General features: G+C 59.5%; 22 protein-coding genes and 1 tRNA gene. 17 read left to right on the top strand and 6 right to left on the bottom strand.

Annotated features, from left to right (window positions below; all coding sequences use genetic code 11):
• The first annotated feature begins 62 nt into the window (after positions 1-62).
• Positions 63-1,310 (top strand): M48 family metallopeptidase, encoded by a 1,248-nt coding sequence (locus tag PW789_RS12455; protein ID WP_299376761.1) that lies wholly within the window; start codon positions 63-65, stop codon positions 1,308-1,310.
• 311 nt (positions 1,311-1,621) lie between these two features.
• Here the strand turns inward: PW789_RS12455 and PW789_RS12450 are convergent, their stop codons facing one another.
• Entirely contained in the window at positions 1,622-2,137 is a 516-nt protein-coding gene (locus tag PW789_RS12450) for a cupin domain-containing protein (RefSeq protein ID WP_299376758.1), read from the bottom strand.
• Between the two features lie 70 nt (positions 2,138-2,207).
• Between PW789_RS12450 and queF the strand changes: the two genes are divergently transcribed.
• The 11 genes from queF to PW789_RS12395 all read left to right on the top strand — a co-directional run bounded on the left by queF (position 2,208) and on the right by PW789_RS12395 (position 12,480).
• Positions 2,208-2,642: a preQ(1) synthase gene (gene queF, locus PW789_RS12445; RefSeq protein ID WP_299376755.1), complete on the top strand. Its 435-nt coding sequence runs from the start codon at positions 2,208-2,210 to the stop codon at positions 2,640-2,642.
• Between the two features lie 88 nt (positions 2,643-2,730).
• Positions 2,731-3,246 (top strand): BON domain-containing protein, encoded by a 516-nt coding sequence (locus PW789_RS12440; RefSeq protein WP_299376752.1) that lies wholly within the window; start codon positions 2,731-2,733, stop codon positions 3,244-3,246.
• A gap of 29 nt (positions 3,247-3,275) precedes the next feature.
• Entirely contained in the window at positions 3,276-3,416 is a 141-nt protein-coding gene (locus PW789_RS12435) for a hypothetical protein (protein ID WP_299376749.1), read from the top strand.
• A gap of 261 nt (positions 3,417-3,677) precedes the next feature.
• Positions 3,678-4,565: a sterol desaturase family protein gene (locus PW789_RS12430; protein WP_367182570.1), complete on the top strand. Its 888-nt coding sequence runs from the start codon at positions 3,678-3,680 to the stop codon at positions 4,563-4,565.
• A 334-nt stretch (positions 4,566-4,899) separates the two neighbouring features.
• Positions 4,900-5,655, top strand: coding sequence for a PEP-CTERM sorting domain-containing protein (locus tag PW789_RS12425; protein WP_299376746.1), 756 nt, complete (start codon positions 4,900-4,902; stop codon positions 5,653-5,655).
• Positions 5,656-5,780: 125 nt separating this feature from the next.
• Positions 5,781-6,533 (top strand): SDR family NAD(P)-dependent oxidoreductase, encoded by a 753-nt coding sequence (locus PW789_RS12420; protein WP_299376742.1) that lies wholly within the window; start codon positions 5,781-5,783, stop codon positions 6,531-6,533.
• Between the two features lie 381 nt (positions 6,534-6,914).
• Positions 6,915-7,208: an EthD family reductase gene (locus tag PW789_RS12415; protein ID WP_299376739.1), complete on the top strand. Its 294-nt coding sequence runs from the start codon at positions 6,915-6,917 to the stop codon at positions 7,206-7,208.
• A gap of 447 nt (positions 7,209-7,655) precedes the next feature.
• A complete protein-coding gene (locus PW789_RS12410; RefSeq protein ID WP_299376736.1) occupies positions 7,656-8,762 on the top strand; it encodes a hypothetical protein in 1,107 nt (368 codons plus the stop codon).
• A 26-nt stretch (positions 8,763-8,788) separates the two neighbouring features.
• Positions 8,789-10,021, top strand: coding sequence for a spinster family MFS transporter (locus tag PW789_RS12405; RefSeq protein ID WP_367182551.1), 1,233 nt, complete (start codon positions 8,789-8,791; stop codon positions 10,019-10,021).
• Between the two features lie 206 nt (positions 10,022-10,227).
• Complete coding sequence (locus tag PW789_RS12400) at positions 10,228-11,412, top strand: glycosyltransferase (protein ID WP_299376730.1); 1,185 nt, start codon at positions 10,228-10,230, stop codon at positions 11,410-11,412.
• Positions 11,413-11,631: 219 nt separating this feature from the next.
• Positions 11,632-12,480: a tetratricopeptide repeat protein gene (locus PW789_RS12395; RefSeq protein WP_299376727.1), complete on the top strand. Its 849-nt coding sequence runs from the start codon at positions 11,632-11,634 to the stop codon at positions 12,478-12,480.
• A gap of 4 nt (positions 12,481-12,484) precedes the next feature.
• Here PW789_RS12395 and ispG read toward each other — a convergent pair whose 3' ends face one another.
• A complete protein-coding gene (ispG, locus tag PW789_RS12390) occupies positions 12,485-13,717 on the bottom strand; it encodes a flavodoxin-dependent (E)-4-hydroxy-3-methylbut-2-enyl-diphosphate synthase (protein WP_299376724.1) in 1,233 nt (410 codons plus the stop codon).
• A 63-nt stretch (positions 13,718-13,780) separates the two neighbouring features.
• Here ispG and PW789_RS12385 point away from each other — a divergent pair.
• The 5 genes from PW789_RS12385 to PW789_RS12365 all read left to right on the top strand — a co-directional run bounded on the left by PW789_RS12385 (position 13,781) and on the right by PW789_RS12365 (position 21,189).
• Positions 13,781-13,857 (top strand) — tRNA-Arg (locus PW789_RS12385).
• Between the two features lie 380 nt (positions 13,858-14,237).
• Positions 14,238-14,816 (top strand): sigma-70 family RNA polymerase sigma factor, encoded by a 579-nt coding sequence (locus PW789_RS12380; RefSeq protein WP_299376721.1) that lies wholly within the window; start codon positions 14,238-14,240, stop codon positions 14,814-14,816.
• Between the two features lie 156 nt (positions 14,817-14,972).
• Positions 14,973-15,782, top strand: a complete 810-nt coding sequence (locus PW789_RS12375) for an anti-sigma factor (RefSeq protein ID WP_299376718.1) — start codon at positions 14,973-14,975, stop codon at positions 15,780-15,782.
• Between the two features lie 525 nt (positions 15,783-16,307).
• On the top strand, positions 16,308-18,758 hold the full coding sequence (locus PW789_RS12370) for a TonB-dependent receptor (protein WP_299376715.1): 2,451 nt from the start codon (positions 16,308-16,310) through the stop codon (positions 18,756-18,758).
• 334 nt (positions 18,759-19,092) lie between these two features.
• Positions 19,093-21,189, top strand: coding sequence for a pyrroloquinoline quinone-dependent dehydrogenase (locus PW789_RS12365; protein WP_299376712.1), 2,097 nt, complete (start codon positions 19,093-19,095; stop codon positions 21,187-21,189).
• Between the two features lie 218 nt (positions 21,190-21,407).
• Here the strand turns inward: PW789_RS12365 and PW789_RS12360 are convergent, their stop codons facing one another.
• The 4 genes from PW789_RS12360 to PW789_RS12350 form a co-directional block, all read right to left on the bottom strand.
• A complete protein-coding gene (locus PW789_RS12360; protein ID WP_299376709.1) occupies positions 21,408-21,929 on the bottom strand; it encodes a cupin domain-containing protein in 522 nt (173 codons plus the stop codon).
• 214 nt (positions 21,930-22,143) lie between these two features.
• Positions 22,144-22,500, bottom strand: coding sequence for a DoxX family protein (locus PW789_RS20135; RefSeq protein ID WP_367182569.1), 357 nt, complete (start codon positions 22,498-22,500; stop codon positions 22,144-22,146).
• Between the two features lie 134 nt (positions 22,501-22,634).
• Complete coding sequence (locus PW789_RS12355; RefSeq protein WP_299376706.1) at positions 22,635-23,507, bottom strand: NmrA family NAD(P)-binding protein; 873 nt, start codon at positions 23,505-23,507, stop codon at positions 22,635-22,637.
• 187 nt (positions 23,508-23,694) lie between these two features.
• Positions 23,695-24,321, bottom strand: a complete 627-nt coding sequence (locus PW789_RS12350) for an NAD(P)-dependent oxidoreductase (protein ID WP_299376703.1) — start codon at positions 24,319-24,321, stop codon at positions 23,695-23,697.
• Between the last annotated feature and the right edge of the window lie 37 nt (positions 24,322-24,358).

Raw genomic sequence — 24,358 nt, 5'->3', positions numbered from 1 at the left:
AGCGTTGAGCTGCGTCTCCCCCATGCAATCCAGGAAACCGGCTCCCTCTCAGGAGAACTCCTATGCGTAGCGCAGCCCAAATCGGCATGGCAGCCCTTCTTAGCCTCTCGGTCTCCGCCTACGCACAGTCCACGACGCAGCCCCAGACGCCGACCCCCTCCTCCACGCCTCCGTCTACCCAGGTGCCCACATCCACCCGCCCGTCACCGCCGTCTTCCACGACGGACGACAAGAACAACGGCCCCAGCGCCGACACCGGCAGCACCAAGGACAAAGACCCCGCCCTCGATCAAAAGGAGAAGGACCCCGCCAAGAAGTCCGACAAGGCCGACTCCCTCCCATCCCCCGGCGAGGCCCTCGATCCCCACATCAAGAAGGGCAGCGACGATGATGTCGACGCCATTGGCACCCGCAACATCGGCGGCCGCGGCATCGGCAACTGGTACTCCACCGACTGGGAGATCCGCACCGGCAAGATGTACTCCATGGAGATCGAAAAGTCGGCCCACATGGTCAACGATCCCGTCGTCGTCGAGTACATCAACCGCGTCGGCCAGAACATCGTCAAGAACTCCGACTGCAAGGTCCCCTTCACCATCAAGATCATCGACTCCGACGAGATCAACGCCATGGCCCTGCCCGGTGGCTTCTTCTACGTCAACTCCGGCCTCATCATGGCCGCCGACGAAGAGGCTGAGCTCGCCGGCGTCATGGCGCACGAGATCGCCCACGTCTGCGCCCACCACGCCGCACGCCAGATGACCAAGATGAACATGGCGCAGATCGGCTCCATCCCGCTCATCATCTTTACCTCCGGCTCCTGGACCGGCTATGGCATCTACGAGGCCACCCAGCTCGCCATCCCCATCGGCTTCCTCAAGTTCTCCCGCATGGACGAGGCCCAGGCCGACTGGCTCGGCGTCCAGTACATGTACAAGAGCGGTTACGATCCGCAGGCCTTCATCCAGTTCTTCGAAAAAATCGACGCCCTCGAGAAGCACAAGCCCGGCACCCTGGCCAAGGTCTTCAGCGACCACCCCCAGACCCCGGACCGCATCAACCGCTCCGAGGATGAGATCGCCACCATCCTGCCCGCCCGACCCGACTACATCGTCTCCACCTCCGAGTTCGACGACGTCAAGGGCCGCCTCGCACGCATCGAAAACAAGCGCAAGCTCAACGACAAGGGCAAGGACGGCAAGCCCACCCTGCGCCGTACCGCTGGTGGCAACAACGATCCCAACTCCACCAACCCGAACAATCCCTCCAGCACCGGCGACGACCGCCCAACCCTGAGCCGCCGCGACTAAGCAAGAAGCTCCGGGAAGACATAAGAAGCAGAGAGCAACTGCTCTCTGCTTCTCACTTTTAAGACGTCACCTGGCATCCGACCCCACAACCCATGGCAAAAAGAAAGACTGCCGCAAGGCAGCCCTTCTCCATTCATCTGTCGTGACGCATAAGTCGTCACGCATAAGTCATCCGCAGTATCAATTGTCGTCATCCCGCAGCGCAGCGAAGGGATCAGCTTTCCCCACCCACAAAAACTGTCATCTCGACCGAAGCGCGAAAGCGCGCAGCGGAGAGACCCGTTTCTCAACCGCGAATGACAACAAACCAATCAAAGCATCTCCGTCTTATACTCCGCCGCCAGAGCCACTGCCTTCTCCCCCACAGCCTTCATCTCCGCCTCGCTCAGCTTTGGCGGAGCTTCCGTCCTCCCACCCACCTTCACTCCCACCGCCTCAAACAATCCCTCCTGCCCCGCAGGAGAGCAGATACACAGCATCCGCGCCGGCCCATCGCCCACATTGCGAAACATGTGCGGAGCATTCGCCGGCACATGCACCGTCACGCCCGCCCGCGCCCTCTGCTTCTCGCCGCGAAAGGTAAACTCCAGCTCACCCTCCAGCAGCGTGAAGCTCTCCTCAAAGTCGTGGCGATGCGGCGGCGGTCCTCCACCCGGAGGAACATACATATCGATCAGGCAATGCCGCCCCGCCGTATCCTCGCCGCGCAGCAGAACCGTGTACGTATCGCCCACCAGCCCAAGGTGCATGGCCGTCTCCACATCCTTCACCACCAGGCTTCTCGCCAGATCGTCCGCCGGAATCATCGTCTTCTCCGCTTCGCTCATCGTCCCTCCGTATCCCCGTTCGATGCCGTCCGGAAGGCGTCGCAGCCCCAAAAAGCGATAAAATATCCCCATGCCCAAGAAGGAAACCAAACAGAAAAAGACCACCGGCTACACCGACGACCACGCAGCCGCTGGCCTCGAAACCAAGTTCCCCGAGATCGAGACCTGGCCCAACCAGTTCGCGGCCTACGAGATCCTCATCGACGACCCCGAGTTCACCAGTGTCTGCCCCAAGACCAGCCTGCCCGACTTCGGACGCCTCACCATCCGTTACATGCCCCGCAAGCGCTGCATGGAGCTGAAGAGCCTCAAGGAATATCTCTTCACCTATCGCAACCTCGGCATCTTCCAGGAGAACATCGCCAACCAGGTGCTCAACGACGTCGTCAAGGCCACCGACCCCGAGTGGGCGCTCGTCGTCGGCGACTTCCGCCCCCGCGGCGGCATCTCCACCATCGTCGAGGCCTTCTATCCCCGGCCCAAAAACTCCAAGGGCCCGCGATAACGTCACGATAATTCTTCGCTCTTCGTGACCGCCATCACAGCGCTCACGCGCGGCTCTCCTTAGCCTCATAGCTGAAGGGAGAGCCGCCATGACCCCGCTCCAGTTTCCCGACACAGCCGACGAACGCATCCTCTGCGATCTCATGCGCCAGATCACCTGGCAGTCCGACATCGACGCCCGCCACATCCGCGTCGAAGTCCGCGACGGCATCGTCTACCTCCGTGGCAGCGTTCAAACCTGCATCGAAGTGGTCGAGGCAGACCACGCCGCTCAGGCCGTCTACGGCGTCAACCGTGTCGTCAATCACCTCGAAGTCCTCGCCGATCGTCATCGCGCCGATCACGAGATCGCCCGCGAGCTTGCTGCGGCCCTCCGCAACACCACCAGCGTCCTCGACCATCTCCCCACGCACACGGTCGTCGACGGTGTCGTCACCCTCCACGGTGTATGCCGCTGGGAGTTTCAGCGCCTCTGCGCCGAACGCACCGCTCTCTCCATCATCGGAGTCCAAAGCGTCGTCAATCGCATCGCCGTCGATCCCAACGCCAGGCCCTCCGTCCTTTCCGTACCCAACGGCCCGTGTCTCGTCGGCAAGGCCAGCTGACATTCACGACATTCACCAGGAGGTGAACCATGAAGTCGTTCCTGATGCTCTGCCTCTTCGCTGTTCCCATGGCCTCTCTCCTCGTGTGGCATCTCGTGTTTCTCTTCGCCGTAAACCAACGCTTCGCCAACCATCGCGCCGGACAAGGACACGGTCGCCACTCGCAATAGCTCGTGATGCAGGCAGGCGCAAGGCGCAGTTACAGGTGCGCCTTCTTTCAGGCAAACTGACCTGCGTCCGCCTTGAACCGCTACCGGTTCCTGGCCTCCGCCCCCCACGGCTTCACTGCCTCCGATCCGCGCACCGTTTCTGATATAACAACTCCAGCCGGATGGGCCAGACCGCCCCACCGCTGTTCTCAGGCCCAGGTCACGCGGGTTTGACGATGGAAATTTCTCACCTCTTCGGTACCACGACTCTGGACCTACGCCCTGCAGGTTCTTCGCCTCTCCATCTGGCTCGTCCTGCTGGCCGCCATCTTCACGCCGCTCGAACGCCTCTTCGCCCTGCACCCCAAAAAGATCTTCCGCAAGGCCATCCTCACCGACCTCGGCTACTACTTCCTCAGCAGCTTTGTCCCGGGACTCATCCTGAGTCTTCCCGTCGCCGTCCTCGCATGGGCGACGCATCGCTTCATCCCCTCCGCCTTCACCGCATCCATCGCATCGCTTCCGTTATGGAGCCGCGTCCTCCTCGCCTTCGTCATCGGCGAGATCGGTTTCTACTGGGGACATCGCTGGAGCCACGAGATCCCCCTTCTCTGGCGCTTCCACGCCATTCACCACTCCGCCGAGCACGTCGACTACCTCGTCAATACCCGCACCCATCCCGTCGATATGATCTTCACCCGTCTCTGCGGTCTTGTGCCCCTCTACATCCTCGGCCTCGCCTCGCCCATGCAGCGCGGCGGCAGCCTCATTCCCGTTCTGCTCATCCTCATCGGCACCGTATGGGGCTTCTTCATCCACGCCAATATTCGCTGGCGCTTCGGCCCGCTCGAGTGGATCGTCGCCACGCCGGCCTTTCATCACTGGCACCACACCAACGACTCCCCCGACGTCATCAACAAGAACTACGCGCCCATGCTGCCCGTCGTCGACCGCATCTTCGGCACCCTCTATCTTCCGCACGACCGCCAGCCCGAGCGTTACGGCATCGACGAACCCCTCTCCCCCTCACTCATCGGCCAGCTCGTCGATCCCTTCCTGCCCTCCCCGCGTCCCCGGCATCCAGCGTCCCTCGATCCCTCGCTCGCAGCAGACACCCCCGAATCCCGCCTTCAGCACCAGGACAAGCGCGACGACGTATCCGTCGCGTAAAATCCGCCCTTCGTTTACCGAATATTCATCTACCGTCCGACACCTGTTGCGCAGTAGGCTTTTGCTTCTGTTTTCCCCTGCAACGTGCTGCACAGTTCGTTGAAGTATTTTGCATAGGGTTTCTCTCGGCACTGAAAACAAGGGATATATTCCCTCCCGTTGCTGCCCGCAGTGGCGGTCCGATTGCAAAGCCCTTTACGCACCACTTCTAACTTACTGGTCGATGAAGGTCGCCTCCCCAAGCCTCACTAGGGCGCCTGCAAGAGCCTCGACTGCTCTTTTACCCGGGCCCCCTAACCGCGTACCTCCCTGCGGGTACGCAGAGGAAATCTTCATGAAGACTGCAATTGCCAAAGTGGCACTCCGCTCGGCGGGCATTCTATCTGCTCTCACCCTGGCGGCTGCTACCGTCGCTCACGCCGATCCCATGATCGTGAACGGTGGCTTCGAACAGACGCTCACCCCGACCTCTTCGCAGTTCGGCTCACAGTATCCCTCCCAGCAGGTCACGGGATGGAACTCCACCGGTTACAACTTCGTCTTCCTTCCCGGAACGGCCAACACCACCGGTGCCGTCGGCACGGATAACCCCGTCATCTTCTGGGGACCGGCCAACGGATCGAACAACGGCTTCACCGCCAGCCCGGACGGCGGCAACTTCGTTGCTATCGACGGCGTCTACCAGCCCGGTCCGCTTACCCAGGTCGTCACCGGCCTGACCCCCGGTTCGCCCGTCACCATCTCCTTCTACTACGCCGGCGCGCAGCAGTATGGTTTTGACGGCGACACCACGGATGCCATCCAGATCAGCCTCGGTTCCGAGACCTACACCACGGATGTCCTCAGCGTCGACAACCATGGCTTCACCGGATGGCAGGCTGCCAGCTTCACCTTCACCCCAACCAGCACCTCCGAGCTGCTCTCCTTTATGGCAGACAGCACGCCCGCCGGTGATCCGCCCTTCGCTCTCCTCGACGGCGTCACCATCACCTCGCCCGTTCCGGAGCCCGGCTCTCTCGTCCTCCTCTCCACTGGTCTCCTCAGTGCTGCAGGCTACGTCGGCCGTCGCTACAGGAAGCTGAAAGGGTAAACCCCTTTCCGTTCCGCATCGAAGAGCTGTTCCCAATCGAAGAGCCGTGTCAGCCCCTCTTGCGCCGACACGGCTCTTTGCTTGCCCGCAACACGCACACGCATCGCTCAGGCGACAATAGCCTCATGCCAGTCGCCATCATCACCGGAGCCGCCCAGGGCATCGGACATCGCACCGCCCAGCTCCTCGCCGCCAACGGCTTCTCCCTCGCCCTCATCGACCTCCAGCCCTGCCCCGAAATCCCCGGCGCCGATGTCGCCCAATTCACCGGCGACCTCACCAGCGACGACTTCATCCTCTCCACCGTCGCCGCCATCCAGCAGCGCTTCGGCCGCATCGACACCCTCGTCAACAACGCGGGCATCAGCTTCATCGCGCCCGCTCAGACCGTCTCGGCCGCCGACTTCCGCCGCGTCCTCGAGGTCAACCTCGTCGCGCCCTTCCTCCTCTCCCGCGCCGCAGGCGAAGTCATGCTCCGGCAGCGCCAGGGAAGCATCGTCAACATCGCCTCCATCGCCGGTCTCTCCGGCATCGCCGACCGCTCCGCCTACAACGCCTCCAAGCACGGCCTCATCGGCCTCACCCGCACCCTCGCCGCCGAGTGGGGCGCCAGCAACGTCCGCGTCAACGCCGTCTGCCCCGGCTGGGTCAAGACCGAGATGGATCACGCCGACCAGGCCGCATCCGCCTACTCCGACTCCGACATCATCGACCGCGTCCCCATGGCCCGCTTCGCCACACCCGACGACATCGCCAACGCCGTCCACTTCCTCGCCGACCCCGCACGCTCCGCCTTCATCAACGGCCACACCCTCACCGTCGACGGCGGCTGGACCGCCGACGCCTCCTGGCAGTCCCTGCGCCTCAGCCACCGCTGATGCCATATCCACATCTGTAACCGTCCCTTCGCGCAATATTCATCCACGCTTCAATCCCGCCCTACCCCACCTCCTACGATGGCGAAGCTCCTATAAATCCATCTCAAGGAAGTCCAGGACTACTCCGGACCCAACACCAATCCCAACCAGTTCTTCGTCCTCAGCTTCACCGACAAGGACCTCAACGGCTCCGACTACGTCCAGCAACAGCGCTGCGGCCTCTTCAACTAGCCAAAGCCACCAGCCCACAAACAAGCGGCGAGCCCGCACCACAGGCTCGCCGCTTGTTCGTGCCTGTCATCTCGACCGAAGTGGAGAGACCTGCTTTTCGACCACGAGCGCCCAAGCTCACCCCACCATCCCCATGCCATAATTCCCAACATGGTCACACTCTCCGTCCTCTACCCCAAAACATCCGCCTCCCGCTTCGACCACGATTACTACCGCGACACCCACACCCCGCTCGTAAAATCCCGCCTCGCCCCCGAGAGCATCACCATCCTCCGCGGCCTCTCCACCCCCGACGGCCCGCCCGTGACCTACGAGCTGATGGCGCTCATCAGCTTCACCACCCTCGCCCATCTGCAGTCCGCCCTCGCCACCCACGGCCCCGAGGTCATCGGCGACATCCCCAACTTCACCGACGTCCAACCCATCATCCAGATCAACGAGTAGGCAAACCCACCACCAATGCCGTCATCCCGACCGAAGCGGCCCAGCCGCACAGTGGAGGGACCTGCTTTTCGACCCCACGGACGCAACGATCCAACACCAATGCCGTCATCTCGACCGGAGCGAAGCGCAGTGGAGAGACCTGCTTTTCGACCACGAATGACCAATCGCCCCTCGTCTCGTTTTCTGTCCTCCCAACGGAGCAGGAAGGGAAGCGATCTGCCGCAAAACCATCGGCACCTCCGCAACCCATTACCCGTCTCCACTTACATGATTTATCCACAGCAATTTCTTGACACCACACCATATTCTTAAAGTAAGACATGAACAAAACGAGAAAGCCCGGCCATAAGCCGGGCTTTCTGCTTTAAGCGGCCCCTCCAAAAGGTAACCGCGCCCGCAACCCGATTCTTTCGAAGACTTTGCACAAAAAGATCCGGAGGCCCACCCATGAACGACTTCGAGTTCGACCTCGCATCCCTGCCGCAGGACATCCCGCCCAGCGCCACCGTCCGCTGCCACCACCGCAAGCCCGGAGGCGAACGCTGCGGCAGTCCCGCCCTCCGCGGCAGCAACCTCTGCTACTACCACAACGAAACCCGCGGCACCCCTGAGCAGATCGCCATCCGTAAGGCTCGCCACCGCTCCATCATGCTCCCCGGCAATCGGCTCCGCACCCGCGCCGACATTCAGGCCCGCCTCGACGCCGTCACCCAGGCCATCGCCGGCAACCAGATCGACCTCCGCCGCGCCGGACTTCTCCTCTACGGCCTGCAGATCGCCTCCAGCAACATCAGCGAGCACCAGCGCAACCACTTCAAGGCCCTCCCCAAAACCATGGAGTACCTCTGCGAGCCTCGCGAGTTTGAGAACGCCGAGTACCTCGAGCACATGCGCAACTCCGGCGATCACTACGGCACCGGCCGCCGCCCCCAGGCCACACCCGAAGGCGAGCCTATCTCCACCGCCCCCAATTACGTCTCCGCCGAACGCGTGGCCCACGACCAGGCCATCCCCGACTTCACCCCGCGCCCCGCCCAGTGGAAGAAGATCTCCAATTCCACCGGCTCCATGCTCCTCGAAGAGCTGGGCCGCCACCACAGCAGGAACCAGCCCCTCACCGGCTCTCCCGCAGATCGCAAGCCATCCGAAGACGACGTTCCCCAATGCAGTCTCTCCGCGACACCATGGCAAGCCGGCGAACCGGAGCACATCGTCATAGCTGCAATGCAGGCAACCTCCATACCCAGGACTCGCGCACTCTCCACCAGCCACCTCGCCTCCGGCGAAGCCACACCACCCACCAATCTGTCATCTCGACCGGAGCGAAGCGCAGTGGAGAGACCCGCTTCTCGACCACGAACGCCACCCAATCACCCCACCACACCGTCATCTCGACCGGAGCGAAGCGCAGTGGAGAGACCTGCTTTCCGGCCACGTACGCCACCCAATCACCCCCACCACACTGTCATCTCGACCGGAGCGAAGCGCAGTGGAGAGACCTGCTTCTCAATCACGAACTCTCCCCACCACCCGACCCTGCTATCCTCCCTGTGATGGCTTCGGCGACCAAACCAACCCGCGTGGCATCTGTCGCCGGGGCGACCACGGCACTCGTTCTCCTCACCGCCCTCAACTTCGTCAACTACATCGATCGCTACATCCTGCCCGGCGTGCAGGAGCAGATCAAGGGCGAGTTCCATCTCACCGACGAGCACATCGGAACCCTCACCTTCTGGTTCATGCTCGCCTACATGTTCACCTCGCCCATCACCGGCTGGCTCGGCGACCGCTTCCCGCGCAAGCCCATGATCGTCATCGCGGCCCTGTTCTGGAGCGGCATCAACTTCTTCACCGCCTCGGTCCACAGCTACGACTCGCTCAACCTCCGTCATGCCGCGCTCGGCATCGGCGAGGCCAGCTTCGGCATCTTCGCTCCCGCTCTGCTCAGTGACTTCTATCCGCCCGAGCAGCGCAACCGCGTCCTCACCATCTTCAACGTCGCCATCCCCGTCGGCGCCGCACTTGGTTATCTGGTCGGTGGCTTCGTCGGCGAGCATCACGGCTGGCGCATGGCCTTTATCGTCTCCGCAATTCCTGGAGCCATCATCGGCCTCCTCATCCTCTTCTTCATGAAGGAGCCCGCGCGCGGAGCCAGCCAGCACGAGAAGGCAAAGCTCAAGAAGGGAACCGTCCTCGAGCTTGCGAAGAACAAGGCCTACCTCGCCTCTATCCTCGGTTACGCCGCCGTCACCTTCTCGCTCGGAGGCATCTCCTGGTGGATGCCTTCGTTCCTGCAGCGCATCGAAGGCTACACGCAATCGAAGGCCGCTTTCCTGATGGGCGCCATCACCGTCGTCACCGGCCTCCTCGGCACCATCACCGGCGGCGTCGTCGCGCAGCGCTGGTCGCGAAAGACGCCAAAGGCGCTCTACCTTGTGCCCGCTCTAAGCGCCGCCCTCGCCGTGCCGCCCGCGCTGATCTGCTTCTTCGGCCCGCACAATCTCACGGTCCCCGCGCTCGCTCTGGCGATCTTCCTCATCTTCCTGGGAACCGGCCCGGTCAACGCCGCGACGATGAACGCCGTCCGTCCCGAAGTCCGCGCCACCGCCATGGCCGGCCAACTGTTCATGATTCATGCGCTCGGCGACGCCATCTCACCGCGCATCATCGGCGCCGTCAGCGACCGCTCCACGCTCAACCTCGGGCTCGGCTCCACCCTCATCACCATGGTGCTCGCCGCGGTCATCTTCCTCATCGGCTCACGCTACGCTCCACCGCTCACCGACGATGTAGCCGAAGCCGCTGCCGCATGATCCGCCGCTGAGGTTCACTCGATGTCGCATCATGAATTGTGAACCAGCAGCGGATGAAGACCCTCATCCCTGAATTGTCATCGCGCGGTTTACGAAATTCCCATACTGCAGTCAAAGAAACTGTCACCCCTGCGAACAAAGAAATTGTCACCTCAGCGATAAAAGAATTGCATCCCGCAGCGTAGCGGAGAGATCTGTTTTTACTGATGTACCTTAATCGAATCACAACCGGTTTTGCCTGGCTCGTCGCCCTCGGCTGGCTCTGGAAGGCAATCACCGCCTGGCGCGGACTTCCGACCATTCCCAATCTTCACGAATCCCGCTTCAACCGCAGCCCCCGCAACAATCCCTCCATCACGGTCATCGTCCCGGCTCGCAACGAAGCCGAAGCGCTGTCCGCCTGCCTCCAATCCCTCCTCGCGCAGGACTATCCAAACCTCCAGATCATCGCCGTCGACGATCGCTCCACCGACGCGACCGGCAGCATCATCGACCAACTCGCCGCTGCAAATCCGCAACGTCTGAAGACGATCCGCGTCATGGAGCTTCCCGAAGGCTGGCTCGGCAAGACGCATGCGATGGCGCTCGCCGCGCGCCACGCCATCGCGATGCATCATCCCGACTACCTTCTCTTCACCGACGCCGACATCCTCTTCCAGCCCGAAGCCATCCGCCGCTCGCTCGCCCAGGCCGTCGAGTCCGACGCTGACCACTTCGTCACCTTCCCGACACCGATCATCAAGAGCCCCGGCGAAGGCATGATGCTCGGCTATCTCGGCGTGATGGGCCTCTGGGCGACGCGGCCCTGGAAGGCCTCCGATCCAAAAGCGGTTCGCGACTCCATCGGCATCGGAGCTTTCAACCTCCTCAAAACCGAGGCGTATCAAAAGCTAGGCGGCTTCGACGCCCTGCGCATGGAGATCCTCGAAGACCTGATGCTCGCCCGCAAGGTCAAAATCCTCGGTCTCAAGCAGCGTGTCGCCGTCGCGCCTGGGATGGTTTCGCTGCACTGGGCGAAAGGCGCAACCGGCATCGTCAACGTGATGACCAAAAATCTCTTCTCGGTCTTCCGCTTCCGCGTCGAGTTGATGCTTGGCGCCTGCATCTTTCTCCTTCTATTCTGTCTCGGACCGTACGTCTTGCTCGCGTTACCGGCAACGCGAGTTCCTTCTATCCTGGCGCTGCTCGCAATCGCGGCGCTCTATGCTCTCTCCGAGCGTCACAGCCGCATTCGCGCGGCCTACTTCCTTCTACTGCCTGTTGCGGCACTCCTCTTCCTCTACTCCATCCTCAAGTCAACTCTCCTGACGTTGAAGGCCGGTGGTGTGACCTGGCGCGGAACGTTTTATCCCCTCGCCGAACTGCGGCGAAACGCCGCCCCGCTCAAATAATCTCCCCACCTACGAAACCTTTCGTCACAAACTGGGAACCTCGTCCGAACCACCGCGTAATTCGCCGGTAGCGGTAGTCCGAAAGAGAGGTTCGTGATGTCCCAACAAGCGCTTTCAGGCGTTATAAGGTCGCTTTGTCTCTGCGCCCTTCTTCCCGTCATTTTCGTCACGCGTCCTGTCGACGCACAGCAACCTGCTTCAAAAGAGACAGCAGCGACCTTGCAACAGGAGATCGAGAGCGAGATCGATGTGATCGGCTCCGCAACCCGGCAGCAGCTTCCGGCAGAACGCATCGGCTATCTTTGGGCGGTGCTGGCGTCGAAGTATCGCAAGGCCGGCAACTTCACCTCGTCGGAGAAGGCGTATCTGAAATCGTTGGAACTGCAGCGCAATACCCCTTCCGCGGCGCGCAACTATGCCACTACGCTCGATAACTTCGGCATGCTGTACCTGGTGTACGGCAAGCTGGATGAGGCGACGCGCTATAACCGCATGGGGGAAAAAGTCCGCGAGGGACTTGGTATTCCTCTGGAGCTGGCGAGAAGCAAGGAGCATCTTGCGGAGATCGATCTTGCCAGGCACCGGTTCAAGCAGGCAGAGATGGAATCGATGGAGGCGCTTGAAGTGATGCGCGCGGTCAATGATCCTGAGCCGCTCGATCGCATCGCGGCGCTCAACGGACTTGCCTTTACGCACTGCCTGCTTCGTCGCTGCGCCGAAGGGCTGGCTGCGGCGCAGGAGTCGGTTGCGTTGGCGAAGAGCAGCTTTGGCGCTGACTCGATGCCGGCAGCGCACGCCATGATGGCCCTGGGATTCGCATCCTGGAAGGGCGGCAGGCTGCAAGAGGCAGAGCCTGCAATGCGGTCTGCGATCGAGACAATGCGGGCACAGCCGGTGCCGGCCGGACGATCGCTGCTACTGGCGCTGATCGAATATCAGAATTATCTGACGCAGTCACATCGCGATGAAGAGGCAGACAACGTCACCAAGGAGCTGACAACAGAAAAGGCGCTACTCGCGAAAGAGTGCGCCTCCTGTGTGAATGTGCAGAGTCTGTTGCAGCGATGAGCGATCAGGCCTCGACGAGTACGCGGCCGTAGCGACGCTCGACGTACTCATCGAGGATGACCTGAAACTCCTCAACGATACGGTCGCCTTTGAGTGTGGTGTAGAGCTTGCCGTCGACGTAGACGGGAGCCTTGGGCTCTTCGAAGGTGCCGGGAAGCGAGATGCCAATGTTGGCGTGCTTGGACTCACCAGGGCCATTGACGATGCAGCCCATGACGGCGAGCTTCAGCTCTTCGACACCGGCGTACTGCTTCTTCCACTCGGGCATCTGCTCGACGAGGTAGCCCTGGATGCGTTCGGCCAGCTCCTGGAAGTAGGTGGAGGTGGTGCGGCCGCAGCCGGGGCAGCTGGTGACCTGCGGCATGAAGCTGCGGATGCCGAGCGACTGCAGGATCTGCTGGCCGCAGCGAACTTCTTCGGAGCGATCGCCACCGGGTGTCGGTGTGAGCGAGACGCGGATGGTATCGCCGATGCCGGAGAGGAGCAGGGGAGCGAGGCCAGCGGCAGAGGCGACGATGCCCTTCATGCCCATGCCAGCCTCGGTAAGTCCGAGGTGCAGGGCGTGGTCGCAGCGGCGGGCAAGCTCGGAGTAGACGTCGATGAGATCGCGCACGCCGGAGACTTTGGCGGAGAGGACGATCTGGTCGCGGCGAAGGCCATAGCGCTCAGCGGCGGCTGCGTTGTCGAGTGCGGAGACGACCATCGCCTCCATCATGACGTCGCGCGCGGGGAGCGGATTGGATGACTTCGAGTTCTCGTCCATCATCTTGGTGAGCAGCGCCTGATCGAGCGATCCCCAGTTGACGCCGATGCGCACAGGCTTCTGGTGCTGAACGGCGACCTCGACCATGGTGCGGAAGTTGTCGTCATCTTTGCGGCCGATGGAGACGTTGCCGGGATTGATGCGGTACTTGGAGAGAGCCTTTGCGGTGTCGGGGTACTTGGAGAGAAGGAGGTGACCGTTGTAGTGGAAGTCGCCGATGATGGGCGTGTTCCATCCCTTCTGCTGGAGACCTTCGACGATGTAGGGCACAGCTTTTGCGGCATCATCGTTATTAACGGTGATACGGACCATCTCCGATCCGGCGCGCGCAAGGGCGGCGATCTGCTGGACGGTGCTTTCGACGTCGGCAGTATCGGTGTTGGTCATCGACTGAACGACGACGGGCGCGGAAGAACCGACTTGAACACCACCAATGTTGACCGTTACGGCACGACGACGCTGTATCTCAGGCATAAACTCTCCACCTTAAAGTTTACCATTCGAGGGCGGTCGAAGGACGCGATACACTGAGGCTATGGCCCGGTAGCTCAGTTGCATAGAGCAGCGCACTCCTAACGCGAAGGTCGCAGGTTGGACTCCTGCCCGGGCCACCACTAAACCTCTGATATTGTTGACCATTTGTGTGGATCCGTCACGGAATAGAATAGCCGTGTCTCTCCAGGGATACTTCGTGGCCGGTTTCCGATGCCTGTCGGTGCACCTTTGTGCGTGCACAAAGGTGCAGATCACGGTCCGCGCCCTATGATCGAGCGCGTGGAACATTCTTAGATAAGGAGATGTCTATAACAAACGACGGCAATCTTCTTATGGATTCCAGGCAGCGGGAGGGTCTGCATCAAGGTTTTTGCGAGGCCTGCAAGATTTGTCATACACTTGCGTTTCGACGTTTATCACCCTCTAAATGATTGGTTCCGGGCGCTGAATCGATTGTGTGTTGTAAGCGATCATAGGGAGTCTATCGAAACGGATCTGGATGGACGAAGCGATGCAAAAGTCGGATCATCGTGTGCTGTGGTCGGGGTGTATGCCGTTATCGGACCCTGGTGGCGATGAAAGGGGTGTCATTGAGCACGACGTTTTGCGCCTTCATCATCATTTCGGCCCACAGCTGTCGCGTCACATTCTTTCGCTGGGGCTCAAACCGGCCGAGGCTGAGGATGTCATCCAGGAGGGCTTCCTCGAACTCTTCCGACATCTTACTGCGCGTCGCTCACGACAGAATCTTCCGGGGTGGCTCTTCCGCGTGACGCATCGGATGGCGATTAAGCGGCGTCGCCAGCAACGCTCTCTTCAACTCCTCGATTTTCAGCGGGACGCGGATTCGTTCCCCTCGCAAACGGTCAATCCTGAAGAAGAGGCGATTTTGAATGACCGGCAACGAAAACTCCGTAATATTTTTCGCGTTTTACCCGAATCGGACAGACTCTGCTTGCAGCTGCGAGCAGAAGGAATGAGCTATCGCGAGATTGCAAGTTCGCTGAAGATCTCACTTGGTTCCGTGCATAACTCGTTATCCAGGTCATTTGATCGATTGAAGTCGGGGCAGGAGTAGAGAAGGCAATTGGGTTGGGCAACTCCACGAAGGTCGTCCTGCAATGCGTCATCCATGGAATTCAGTCTGAACGCTTTTGCCCTGGATGGCCTTTAACGATTGACGAGTTCCATATGGCTCTCCTGATCACACGGCAAAGTGCAGAATGAGGTACCGATGTTCGATAAGACGGACCACCTGTCACAGCTTGAGCTCTTGCTGTTATTTGACGGCGAACTGAACGAGGAAGATCGCGCCAAGGCTCTGCTGCACCTGGAGACGTGCGATCGATGCTCCGCTGTCTTCGAGGAGACTCAGAGCCTGAGCAGGGAACTCGATGGAGTGATGTGGACGAAGGTCTCAGTCGAAGATCATACGCAACAACAGGAACGTCTGAAGGATTTGCTGAAAAAGGAATCGTTGAGCCATCCAAAGGCGGCTTCGGAGAGACTCTCCTCTTCGATCGTTGCGTATGCCGCGGTGGGGCTTCTTGTTTTGGGGCTTACGGGTTATGGCGCGTATCAGCGCATCGTTTCGGTGCGGTATGGTGCGAGGGATTTTTTATCGTCGCCAGATCCAAGCCTGACGCCAGGCGATGTGAGGCAGGTGTCCTACTCGGAGATTTGTCCGGCAAAGGATGAGGATAAGGATCCTCCTGTACCGGCGACGACTGCGCAATCGGTCTTTAGAGAATATGGCTTGTCGGCGCGAAGCAAACAGAAGAACTTCCAGGTGGACTACCTGATCAGTCCTCAACTTGGGGGGACGAGTCAAATCCGAAATTTATGGCCAGAGCCTTACGAGAGGACGATCTGGAACGCTCGGGTGAAAGATGCTCTGGAAGACAGGCTGCATATGCTCGTCTGCAAGCGTGAGATCGAACTGAGCGATGCTCAGCATGCGATAGCGACAGATTGGATCGGCGCGTATAAGAACTTTTTCCACACGGAATCCCCGCTTCAGACTCAGGCCATGACGGAGCAATAAGCCACCTCCAGGCTCATTTCGCGTTGCGGCCTTTGAAGTGCGAGGACGGGAATGCGATTTCTTCGCGCGATCTCGCATGGCCTCCACAGGGATTCGTAACTTTCCGAAAAAAAGAATGAACGGATTGCCCTGATCTGGCATTAACACCATGAACACGGAAAAATTTAGCCTTCGAAGGAATCATTACGGATGCTGGTCAACTCGCGCCTCGCCATTCTGTCTCTGGTGCTGTCCGTTCCTATGGCGCAAAATGTCGCCGCTCAGAATCCCCAGACTTCTTCAGTTGTAGGTGCTGGAGAGGTTCGGCTTCAGATACACGATTCGGCAAACAGGCCGTTACAGGCTCACGGGACGCTGACAGGACCCACGGCGACTCACGTTCGATCGGTCGAAACAGCTTCGGATGGCTCTCTGGTGCTGTCAGGACTGCGTTTTGGCCAATATCGCCTTCAGATATCGCATCCCGGCTTTGCAACAAAGATTCTGGATCTGAGAATTCAGTCTGCATCTCCCATCAGCCACGACGTGACGTTGGCAGTCGGCAGTGTTTCGACGACCGTTGACGTGATTGCATCGACACCGATCGGGCCTTTGGATCTGCCGCAAGCTGATGTTCCGGTTCCAGTTCAATCGCTGACTTCGCAGACGATCCAGGATACGAACGCGATTGACCTGACCGACGTGATGAAGCGTCGTCTGAATGGCGTTTATGTCAATGAAAATCAGAACAATCCCTTTCAGCCGGATGTGAACTATAGAGGCTACACGGCGTCTCCGCTTGTCGGTTCCCCTGCCGGTCTGTCAGTTTATGTGGATGGCGTGCGCCAGAATCAACCTTTCGGCGACGTCGTGGCCTGGGATCTGATTCCCAAGGTCGCGATCGACTCCACTGAACTTATTCCTGGATCGAATCCGGTTTATGGCCTTAATACGCTGGGTGGCGCCATTGCCGTGCAGACGAAGAACGGCCTCACAAATTCGGGGCTCTCCATCAGTGGTTATGGCGGAAGCTTTGGCCGCAGGGCTCTCGATGCGGAGTATGGCGGCAGCAACAAGGCCGGTCTGAACTGGTTCGCTGCGGGTACGCTGTTTCACGAGGATGGATGGCGAGTCCAATCCCCATCCAGCGTGCGCCAGTCCTTTGCGAAGCTTGGCTACAACAGAGACCGTACCGTCCTTTCGCTTTCGGGGGGCTATTCGATCAATGATCTGACGGGTAACGGCACCCAGGATTTTCGCGCGATTAACCGCACTACCGGTCTGAATCATGGCTACAACAGCGTATACAGTATTCCTGACCGGACGTGGCAGCACTCTCCCTTCCTTACATTCAATGCGACTCACGGGTTGTCGAACAGTCTTAGCTTCAATGTCAACGCGTATGTCCGGTATATCCGGACCAATACAACAAATGGCGACATCAACGACGACTCCTTCGATCAGTCGCTTTACACCTTGAGCACGGCGGATAAGCGTGCGCTCACTGCTGCCGGAATACCGTATCCTGCAACGATTACTCCGGCCAATACTCCGTTTCCGTACCTGCGCTGCATTGCGCAGGGATTGGAGGAGGATGAGCCGGGAGAGAAGTGCACCGGCGTCGACACGGATACCGTGGACAAGCAACACGCCTATGGCTTGTCCGGCGTGCTTTCCTGGCAAACCGCGCACAACCGCCTGGCTGTTGGAGCCGGCTGGGACAGGGGATCGCTCACCTTCGTTCAGAGTGCGCAGTATGGCTATCTCAACAACGACGGACTTACGATTACGCGAATCCCCACGTTTCTCGATGGCTCGACTGAGGTTGATGGCGATCCCCAGGACAACCGGGTCAACCTGCATGGAACGACGAACACTCCCAGCTTCTTCGTAACGGATACATTTTCTTACGGGAAATGGGTCTTCACCGCGTCAGGCCGTTACAACCACACCAACATTAACAATGTGGATCGTCTGCCTCCTGTTGATTATCGCGGGACGCTAACCGCGGTGAATGTTTTTCAGCGCTTCAATCCATCTGCGGGAGTGGTTTATAAGGCTTCGAACGCGCTGAATGCCTATTTCAATTATGGGGAGAGCAGCAGAGCGCCCACATCCACTGAGCTTGGATGTGCCGATCCGGATTTTCCCTGCAGCCTTCCCAATGCCCTGGTCAGCGATCCTCCGCTTAAGCAGGTTGTGAGCAGGACCTTTGAGGCTGGTCTACGTGGCAATCCGAGCGCAACCCTGAAGTGGAGCGCGGGCTTCTTCCATAGCGACAACTATGACGATCTCCTGTTCGTCGCTTCGCAGCAGACCGGGTATGGCTACTTCCAGAATTTCGGTAAGACGCGACGCCAGGGCGTGGAGACAAGTCTCTCTGCAAGTCTGCGTCATGTCGATGCGGGAGCGGAATATACCTTCCTGGATGCGACCTATCAGAGCCCGCAGACTCTAAGCAGCGGCAGCAATAGCAGCAACAGCAATGCACTCGATGGGGGCAAGGGCGTTACAGATGGCGGCAACATCACCATATCGCCAGGCAACCGGATACCGCAGGTGCCGCAGCATATGCTGAAGCTGTTCGGCGATTTTCATCCCACCAAGAGGCTTTCCATCGACACGGACTTCAACCTGATCAGCTCGTCGTATGTGCGCGGAAACGAGAACAACCAGCATCAGCCGGACGGGATGTATTTTCTTGGATCAGGAAAGAGCCCTGGCTATGGGGTCGTGAACCTGGGAACGCGATACAAGCTTTCGAATCACTTCGAGCTGTTCGCCGAGATCAATAACCTGCTGAACAGGCATTACTACACCGCCGGTCAGCTGGCCACGACACCATACGATGACAACGGCAACTTTGCGGCGCGGCCGTTTGCCCCTGTCAGCTTTGATGGAGACACCGAATATCCGGTTCGCAGCAGTACATTTCTGGCCCCCGGAGCTCCGATCACAGTGTTCGGCGGGTTGAAGGTCACTCTGAGGAAGCGTTGAATGATGAGCCGCGCTCAATTCGGTATGTTGAGCGAAGTGCTTGCGCTCTCTCACTAAGTCCGATCTCATTGTTTCTTAGTTTGGGCGAGGGTTGGGCATGAACCAACCCGCCCGTCGGCGTGCTCGAGGTGATCTGAGCTGTTGATGGGCTTGATGTAGAAATGGCGCCATCCAAGCGGGCCGTGTGAGATGATTTCACACTGTGTGATCAATGGCGCCCTAATCATCGCGCAGGATATGGAATAACAGTGAGAACGCCTAACCTATGATTGTGGATGATCTGTGTCGTCGGCAGGCTGCCTTCTGTGCGGCTTTCGTTGTGATTGCAGTCCTCATGATTAGCGCCCATCGTCATGTTGAGGCTGCAGCCGCGGGACCAAAGAATCTCGACTGGCCCGTCTACGGTGGCAGCAAAGCGGGCGAGCGCTATTCGCCGCTGACGCAGATTAATCGTGACACCGTGAAACGATTGAAGGTGGCCTGGACATTCGACACGGGTGAGGCCACGGGCATGCAAACGCAACCGCTCATCGTTGGCCGCACGCTGTTCGCGTACACGCCCAGCCAGATTGTGCTGGCGCTGGACGCCGCGACAGGGAAGGAGCTGTGGCGCTTCAACTCCGGTATTAAAAGCAGCCAGCCTGATCGCGGACTCTCCTACTGGAGCAGCGCGGATGGTAAGGAGAAGCGTCTCTTCGCGCAGACGCTGTACGCTGTCTGGGCGCTCGATCCGGCGACCGGCAAACCCATTGAAGGTTTCGGCGATGGTGGCCATATCGACCTGCGTAACGACCTCGGCGTTGAGTCTCCGCAAGGCACGGTCGCCATCACTACGCCCGGCTCCGTCTACAAGAACCTGATCATCCTGGGCTTCCGCACGGGAGAGACCTCGCCTTCGCCGCACGGGGACATTCGTGCCTATGACGTCCGCACAGGGCAGATGAAGTGGAGCTTTCATACTATTCCGCACCCCGGCGAGCCTGGCTATGAAACGTGGCCGAAGGACGCGTGGAAGTATACCGGTGGGGCGAACAACTGGGCCGGATCGGTGATCGACGAGAAGCGAGGCATACTCTACGCTCCCACGGGCTCTGCCGTCACAGACTTCTACGGCGCAGACCGTGCGGGGAATGATCTTTATGCGAACTGCCTGCTCGCCATCGATGCGGCGACGGGCAAGCTGCTGTGGCATTTTCAGGCCGTGCATCACGACATGTGGGATCGCGACTTTCCGGCACCTCCCGTGCTGGTCACCGTGCGCCATGATGGCAAACTGGTCGATGCGGTGGCGCAGGTGACCAAGCATGGCCAGGTCTTCGTCTTCGATCGCGTTACCGGCTCGCCGCTCTTCCCCATGGAAGAACGTCCGTATCCCGCCAGCACCACACCCGGCGAGGTTGCATCGCCAACGCAGCCGATGCCAACAAGGCCTGAGCCCTTCGCACGCCAGCGCTTGACCGCAGACCTGCTGACGCAGCGCACCCCCGAAGCCCATGCATGGGCCGCGAAGGAGTTCGGCACTTTTATCAGCGATGGCCAGTTCATACCTTTGCGCGTGGGCAGGCAGACGGTCGTCTTTCCGGGCTTTGACGGTGGTGCGGAGTGGGGTGGTGAGGCCGTCGATCCCAAAGACGCAATACTCTATATCAACTCCAACGACATTGCATGGACCGGCGGCCTGAAGCCGACTGTTGCAGATGGCCCGGGCGCGACCACTTACGGCAGTCAGTGCGCTGTCTGTCATGGGGTCGACCGCAGAGGGCAGCCGCCGGCGTTTCCATCGCTGGTGGATGCAACGACGCGACTCTCGGCGAACGAGATGGCGGGGGTAGTCCACGATGGACGCGGTCGTATGCCCAGCTTTCCCACCCTCACAGGGGACACACTGCAAGCGCTGCTGGCCTACGTGCGCACGGGCGATGAGTCGGCAGGCCGCAGCGTAAATCGCGACGATAAGGTTGAGCTTGCCGCAGGCGCCGGCGCAAATGCGGCACCGCCAGCCAAATACCAGTTCACTGGTTATCGCAAGTTTCTCGATCCGGAGGGCTATCCTGCCGTGGCACCGCCGTGGGGCACACTCAACGCGATCGATCTGAATACGGGGAGATACGTCTGGAAGATTCCGTTCGGCGAATATCCTGAACTTGCGGTGAAGGGGATGAAGGATACGGGCAGCGAGAACTATGGTGGTCCCGTTGTCACCGCAGGAGGCCTGCTCTTCATCGGGGCCACTAATTTCGACAACAAGATGCACGCCTACGATGTAAGCAATGGCAGGCTGCTGTGGGAGTACACGATGGACTTTGCCGGCAACGCAACGCCAGCCACCTACATGGTTGCGGGCAAACAGTATGTCGTCATTGCGACCAGCAGCGTCCACAATCCCAAAGCAAAGCAGGGCGCGAAGTATGTAGCTTTCGCACTGCCATAGCCTCTTTCCGACTGGCCCCGCTAAGAATTTTTTGTGGAGTAGATTGTATCCGTGTTGAAGGATGGAGTGCCCGGTTCTCTTTGTTCCAGTGTGTTGCTTCGTCACTGGCACATAGCAAGCCGGGAACTCCACCTTCCCTCAATGTGTAGAGAAAAGCACGTTTGTGACGACTTCATCTCGCCTCGTTTGCGATAAGACGCAAAGCACGCCTATGTGACCTACGCATGGTCTGCGACAAGGAATGTCTGATTCTTCTCCATCGACTTCGTCAATCTCTGAAGATCGGCCTGGGTGAGTTGAGCGGGTAGAAAATCTGTCCTGCCCTCCGGATGCACAGCATCCTTCATCATCCGCTCGTGGTGATACGTTGACACACTCAGCACGCGGCACGGATGTTCACTCTTGTTGAAGAAGGTATGAGGCGCGTTGGGCTGCACCATCAGACTCTCCCCGACTTCACACGTATCCCACTCCGTGACACCCTGGTTGTTCCAATACCCAATTGCCAAAGTGCCTTCGAGTACATAGAAAAACTCTGGGAAGGGGTGCCTATGAAGTGGAATACCCATGCCCGGCGCGAACGTGCTCTCGAAGATAGAGAAGGTGTAGCCCGTGTTTTCTCCCAAGGCCCTCCAGAGCAACTTCATTTGCCCGACATCAAGCGCAGGACCGCCTGTTTTGTTGTTCTTAATAACGTTGTGATGAATGACTTCTTCAAGTGGTGTGGGGAAGTTTGACATAAAACGATCCTTTCTTAGAACAAAGGTGATGCTCTGATGTGAACGCCAGAGCTTGTGAGTTACGCAGCTAGCACTCCGCTAGCCCTGGCACAGCCGATCGGATTGCCTCGATGAGGTGGTTGGCCGACCAATGAGGAAACGGATTCTGGCAGGAGCCTCGTCTGGCCTCCGCGACGTTACTGGAAAAAGTAAAACTGCTCGCCGAACGTTTTCTTCATATCGACCACCTGTTTGCGCGCATGCAGCGTCTTAATACATACGAAGCCAAGACGAACGCCATGACGAGAATCGGATCGAATCTATCCCAGGTACTCCCACCGCTATTCACTTGTGAATAGAACGCGAGTAGAAGATTGATGGTGAGACCGGCATAAGCCCACTCAGTCAATCGAGGCACATTGGGAATCAAAAGGCTTACGCCACCAAGGATGTGGGTCACGCCAATCAGAGGGATGATATAAAGCGGGTATCCGAGCTGCTGATTCGCGATCCTCCATTCCTCGGGATCGTGAATGAGATATAACCTTCCGAAGTACACCCAGACGAAGGCGACAAGGGCGGTTATTACCATCGCAGCTATTTGCGTCGCTCGACCTGCCCGCGCGGATGTATCTATTGTGTGTTCATTTTTCATATAAAAGCGACCCTCCTCGCCAAAGTGGAACCGGACGATCAGCCGTCCGGATTCCACCCGCTACCCCGGACTTATGCCTTGACGGCGTTGTGCGCAGCCGCAAACACATCGCGTGCAGAGGTCGTACCCGCTACATGCTCAGTACCCGCGGCTCCGAGGTCCATCAATCCCTCATTGACGCCCTCATACAATTCTTCGGCAGGTCCAGTGTGGCCCTTCGGGATGCCGAATTGCTCGAACACTTCGGCCCACCCAGCACGCGGGACTGCAAAGGCTTTTACGTCGAGTGACAGGACCTCACCCAACTGTTCGGCCACTTCATCCGCGCTTACCATCGAACCCAGCTCGATGAAGCGATGCCCTGACCATGCCGGGCCGGTCAGAAGTTTTGCGACCTCTGCACCGATGTCGTCTGACGCGACCATCGTCGATTTTCGGTTCGTAGGATTGTAGAAGACCGGTAGCGTTCCGCCCTGGGCGGCCTGTAAGCCGAAGAGAAAGTTTTCGTAAAAGCCGCCTGCGCGCACAAATGCGACCTGAGATGGCAGGCTGCGAAAGCCTTGCTCCAGGAGTGATGATGCCGTGATCAGCCCCAGCCCGCTTGTTCTATTCGCGCCCATCGACGAGAGCGCTACCACTCGCGGGGAACTCACCTGGGTCAGTGCTTCAACATAGTTCGCAATCACGCCCTTTGCTTCTCTGTAATCAGGCGAGGGCGCCCATACAGGCGGCAACATAACAAACGCGCCCTCAACACCTTTGAGCGCCGAAGCTATGGCTGTTGCATCGTTCCAGTCTCCATCCACCAACTCCACGCCCAGGTCTGCCCACTTCGCCGCTTTCTCGCGATTGCGCACAAGGGCTCGCACCTGTTTGCCTTGCTTCAGCAGATGCCGCGCCGTGGCGCCCCCAACGTTTCCAGTAATGCCCATGACTAAATACATGCTCGTTTCTCCTTGTTAGCTCGAAGATGAGCTCTAGTGCGAACGCCAGAGCTTGTGATTTGCGCAGCTAGCACTCTGCTAGTCCCGTGGCTTCCACAGTTATCTGTCGCATGAATCGTTACAGTCCCTTACACCGCCGATCGGATCGCCTCGATGAGAGAGTTGGTTGATCCTCGCGGAGGTCTTGCTATGTGGTCGTCACGGTCACGGCCTGACGCACATACCGGCTGCTTTCCAGTTGCTGCACCATGAAGGCAGCCAGATCTGCGCGCCCGATCTTGTACGCCTTCTCGCCGCTCTCCGTGCTCAGCACCCTGGCAATGCCGGTCTTTTCGACGTCGGTCAACATTGGGGGCCGCACGAGCGTCCAGTCCAGGTTGCTGCCTTCGATCTCGGCCTCCATGCCCGCCTTGTCTACCAGCAGACCCCGCAGAAAGGTCTTCATGAGCAGGTGCTCATTGAAAAAGCCGGCGTTCTTGACGCTCTCGCCCGCGCCAACCACCGAAATCTTCAGCAATCGCCGCACGCCATTGCGCCGCATCGCGTCCACAATATTGTGTGCGGCGCGCGTCTCCATCGTCGTCACTTTCCACGGGGTCTTGCCGCCCAGCGCGTCGATGACCGCATCCTGCCCCGCTACCGCAACGTCGACTGCGGCCGCATCCAGCACATCGCCCGCAACAACCCGGACGTTCGCCTTCTTGTACTGCGCGGCATTGCGTACGAAAACCGTCACCGTATGCCCGGACGCCAGTGCCTCATCGACCAGCGCTTCTCCACTCCTGCCCGCTGCTCCAATCACTAGAACTTTCATCGCATCCCTCCTTCTGCCTCGTATTTGGCCGTCCATC

The sequence above is a fragment of the Edaphobacter sp. genome (assembly GCF_028283685.1).
GTDB lineage: Bacteria > Acidobacteriota > Terriglobia > Terriglobales > Acidobacteriaceae > Edaphobacter.
This window is presented reverse-complemented; position numbering and strand designations above follow the sequence as displayed.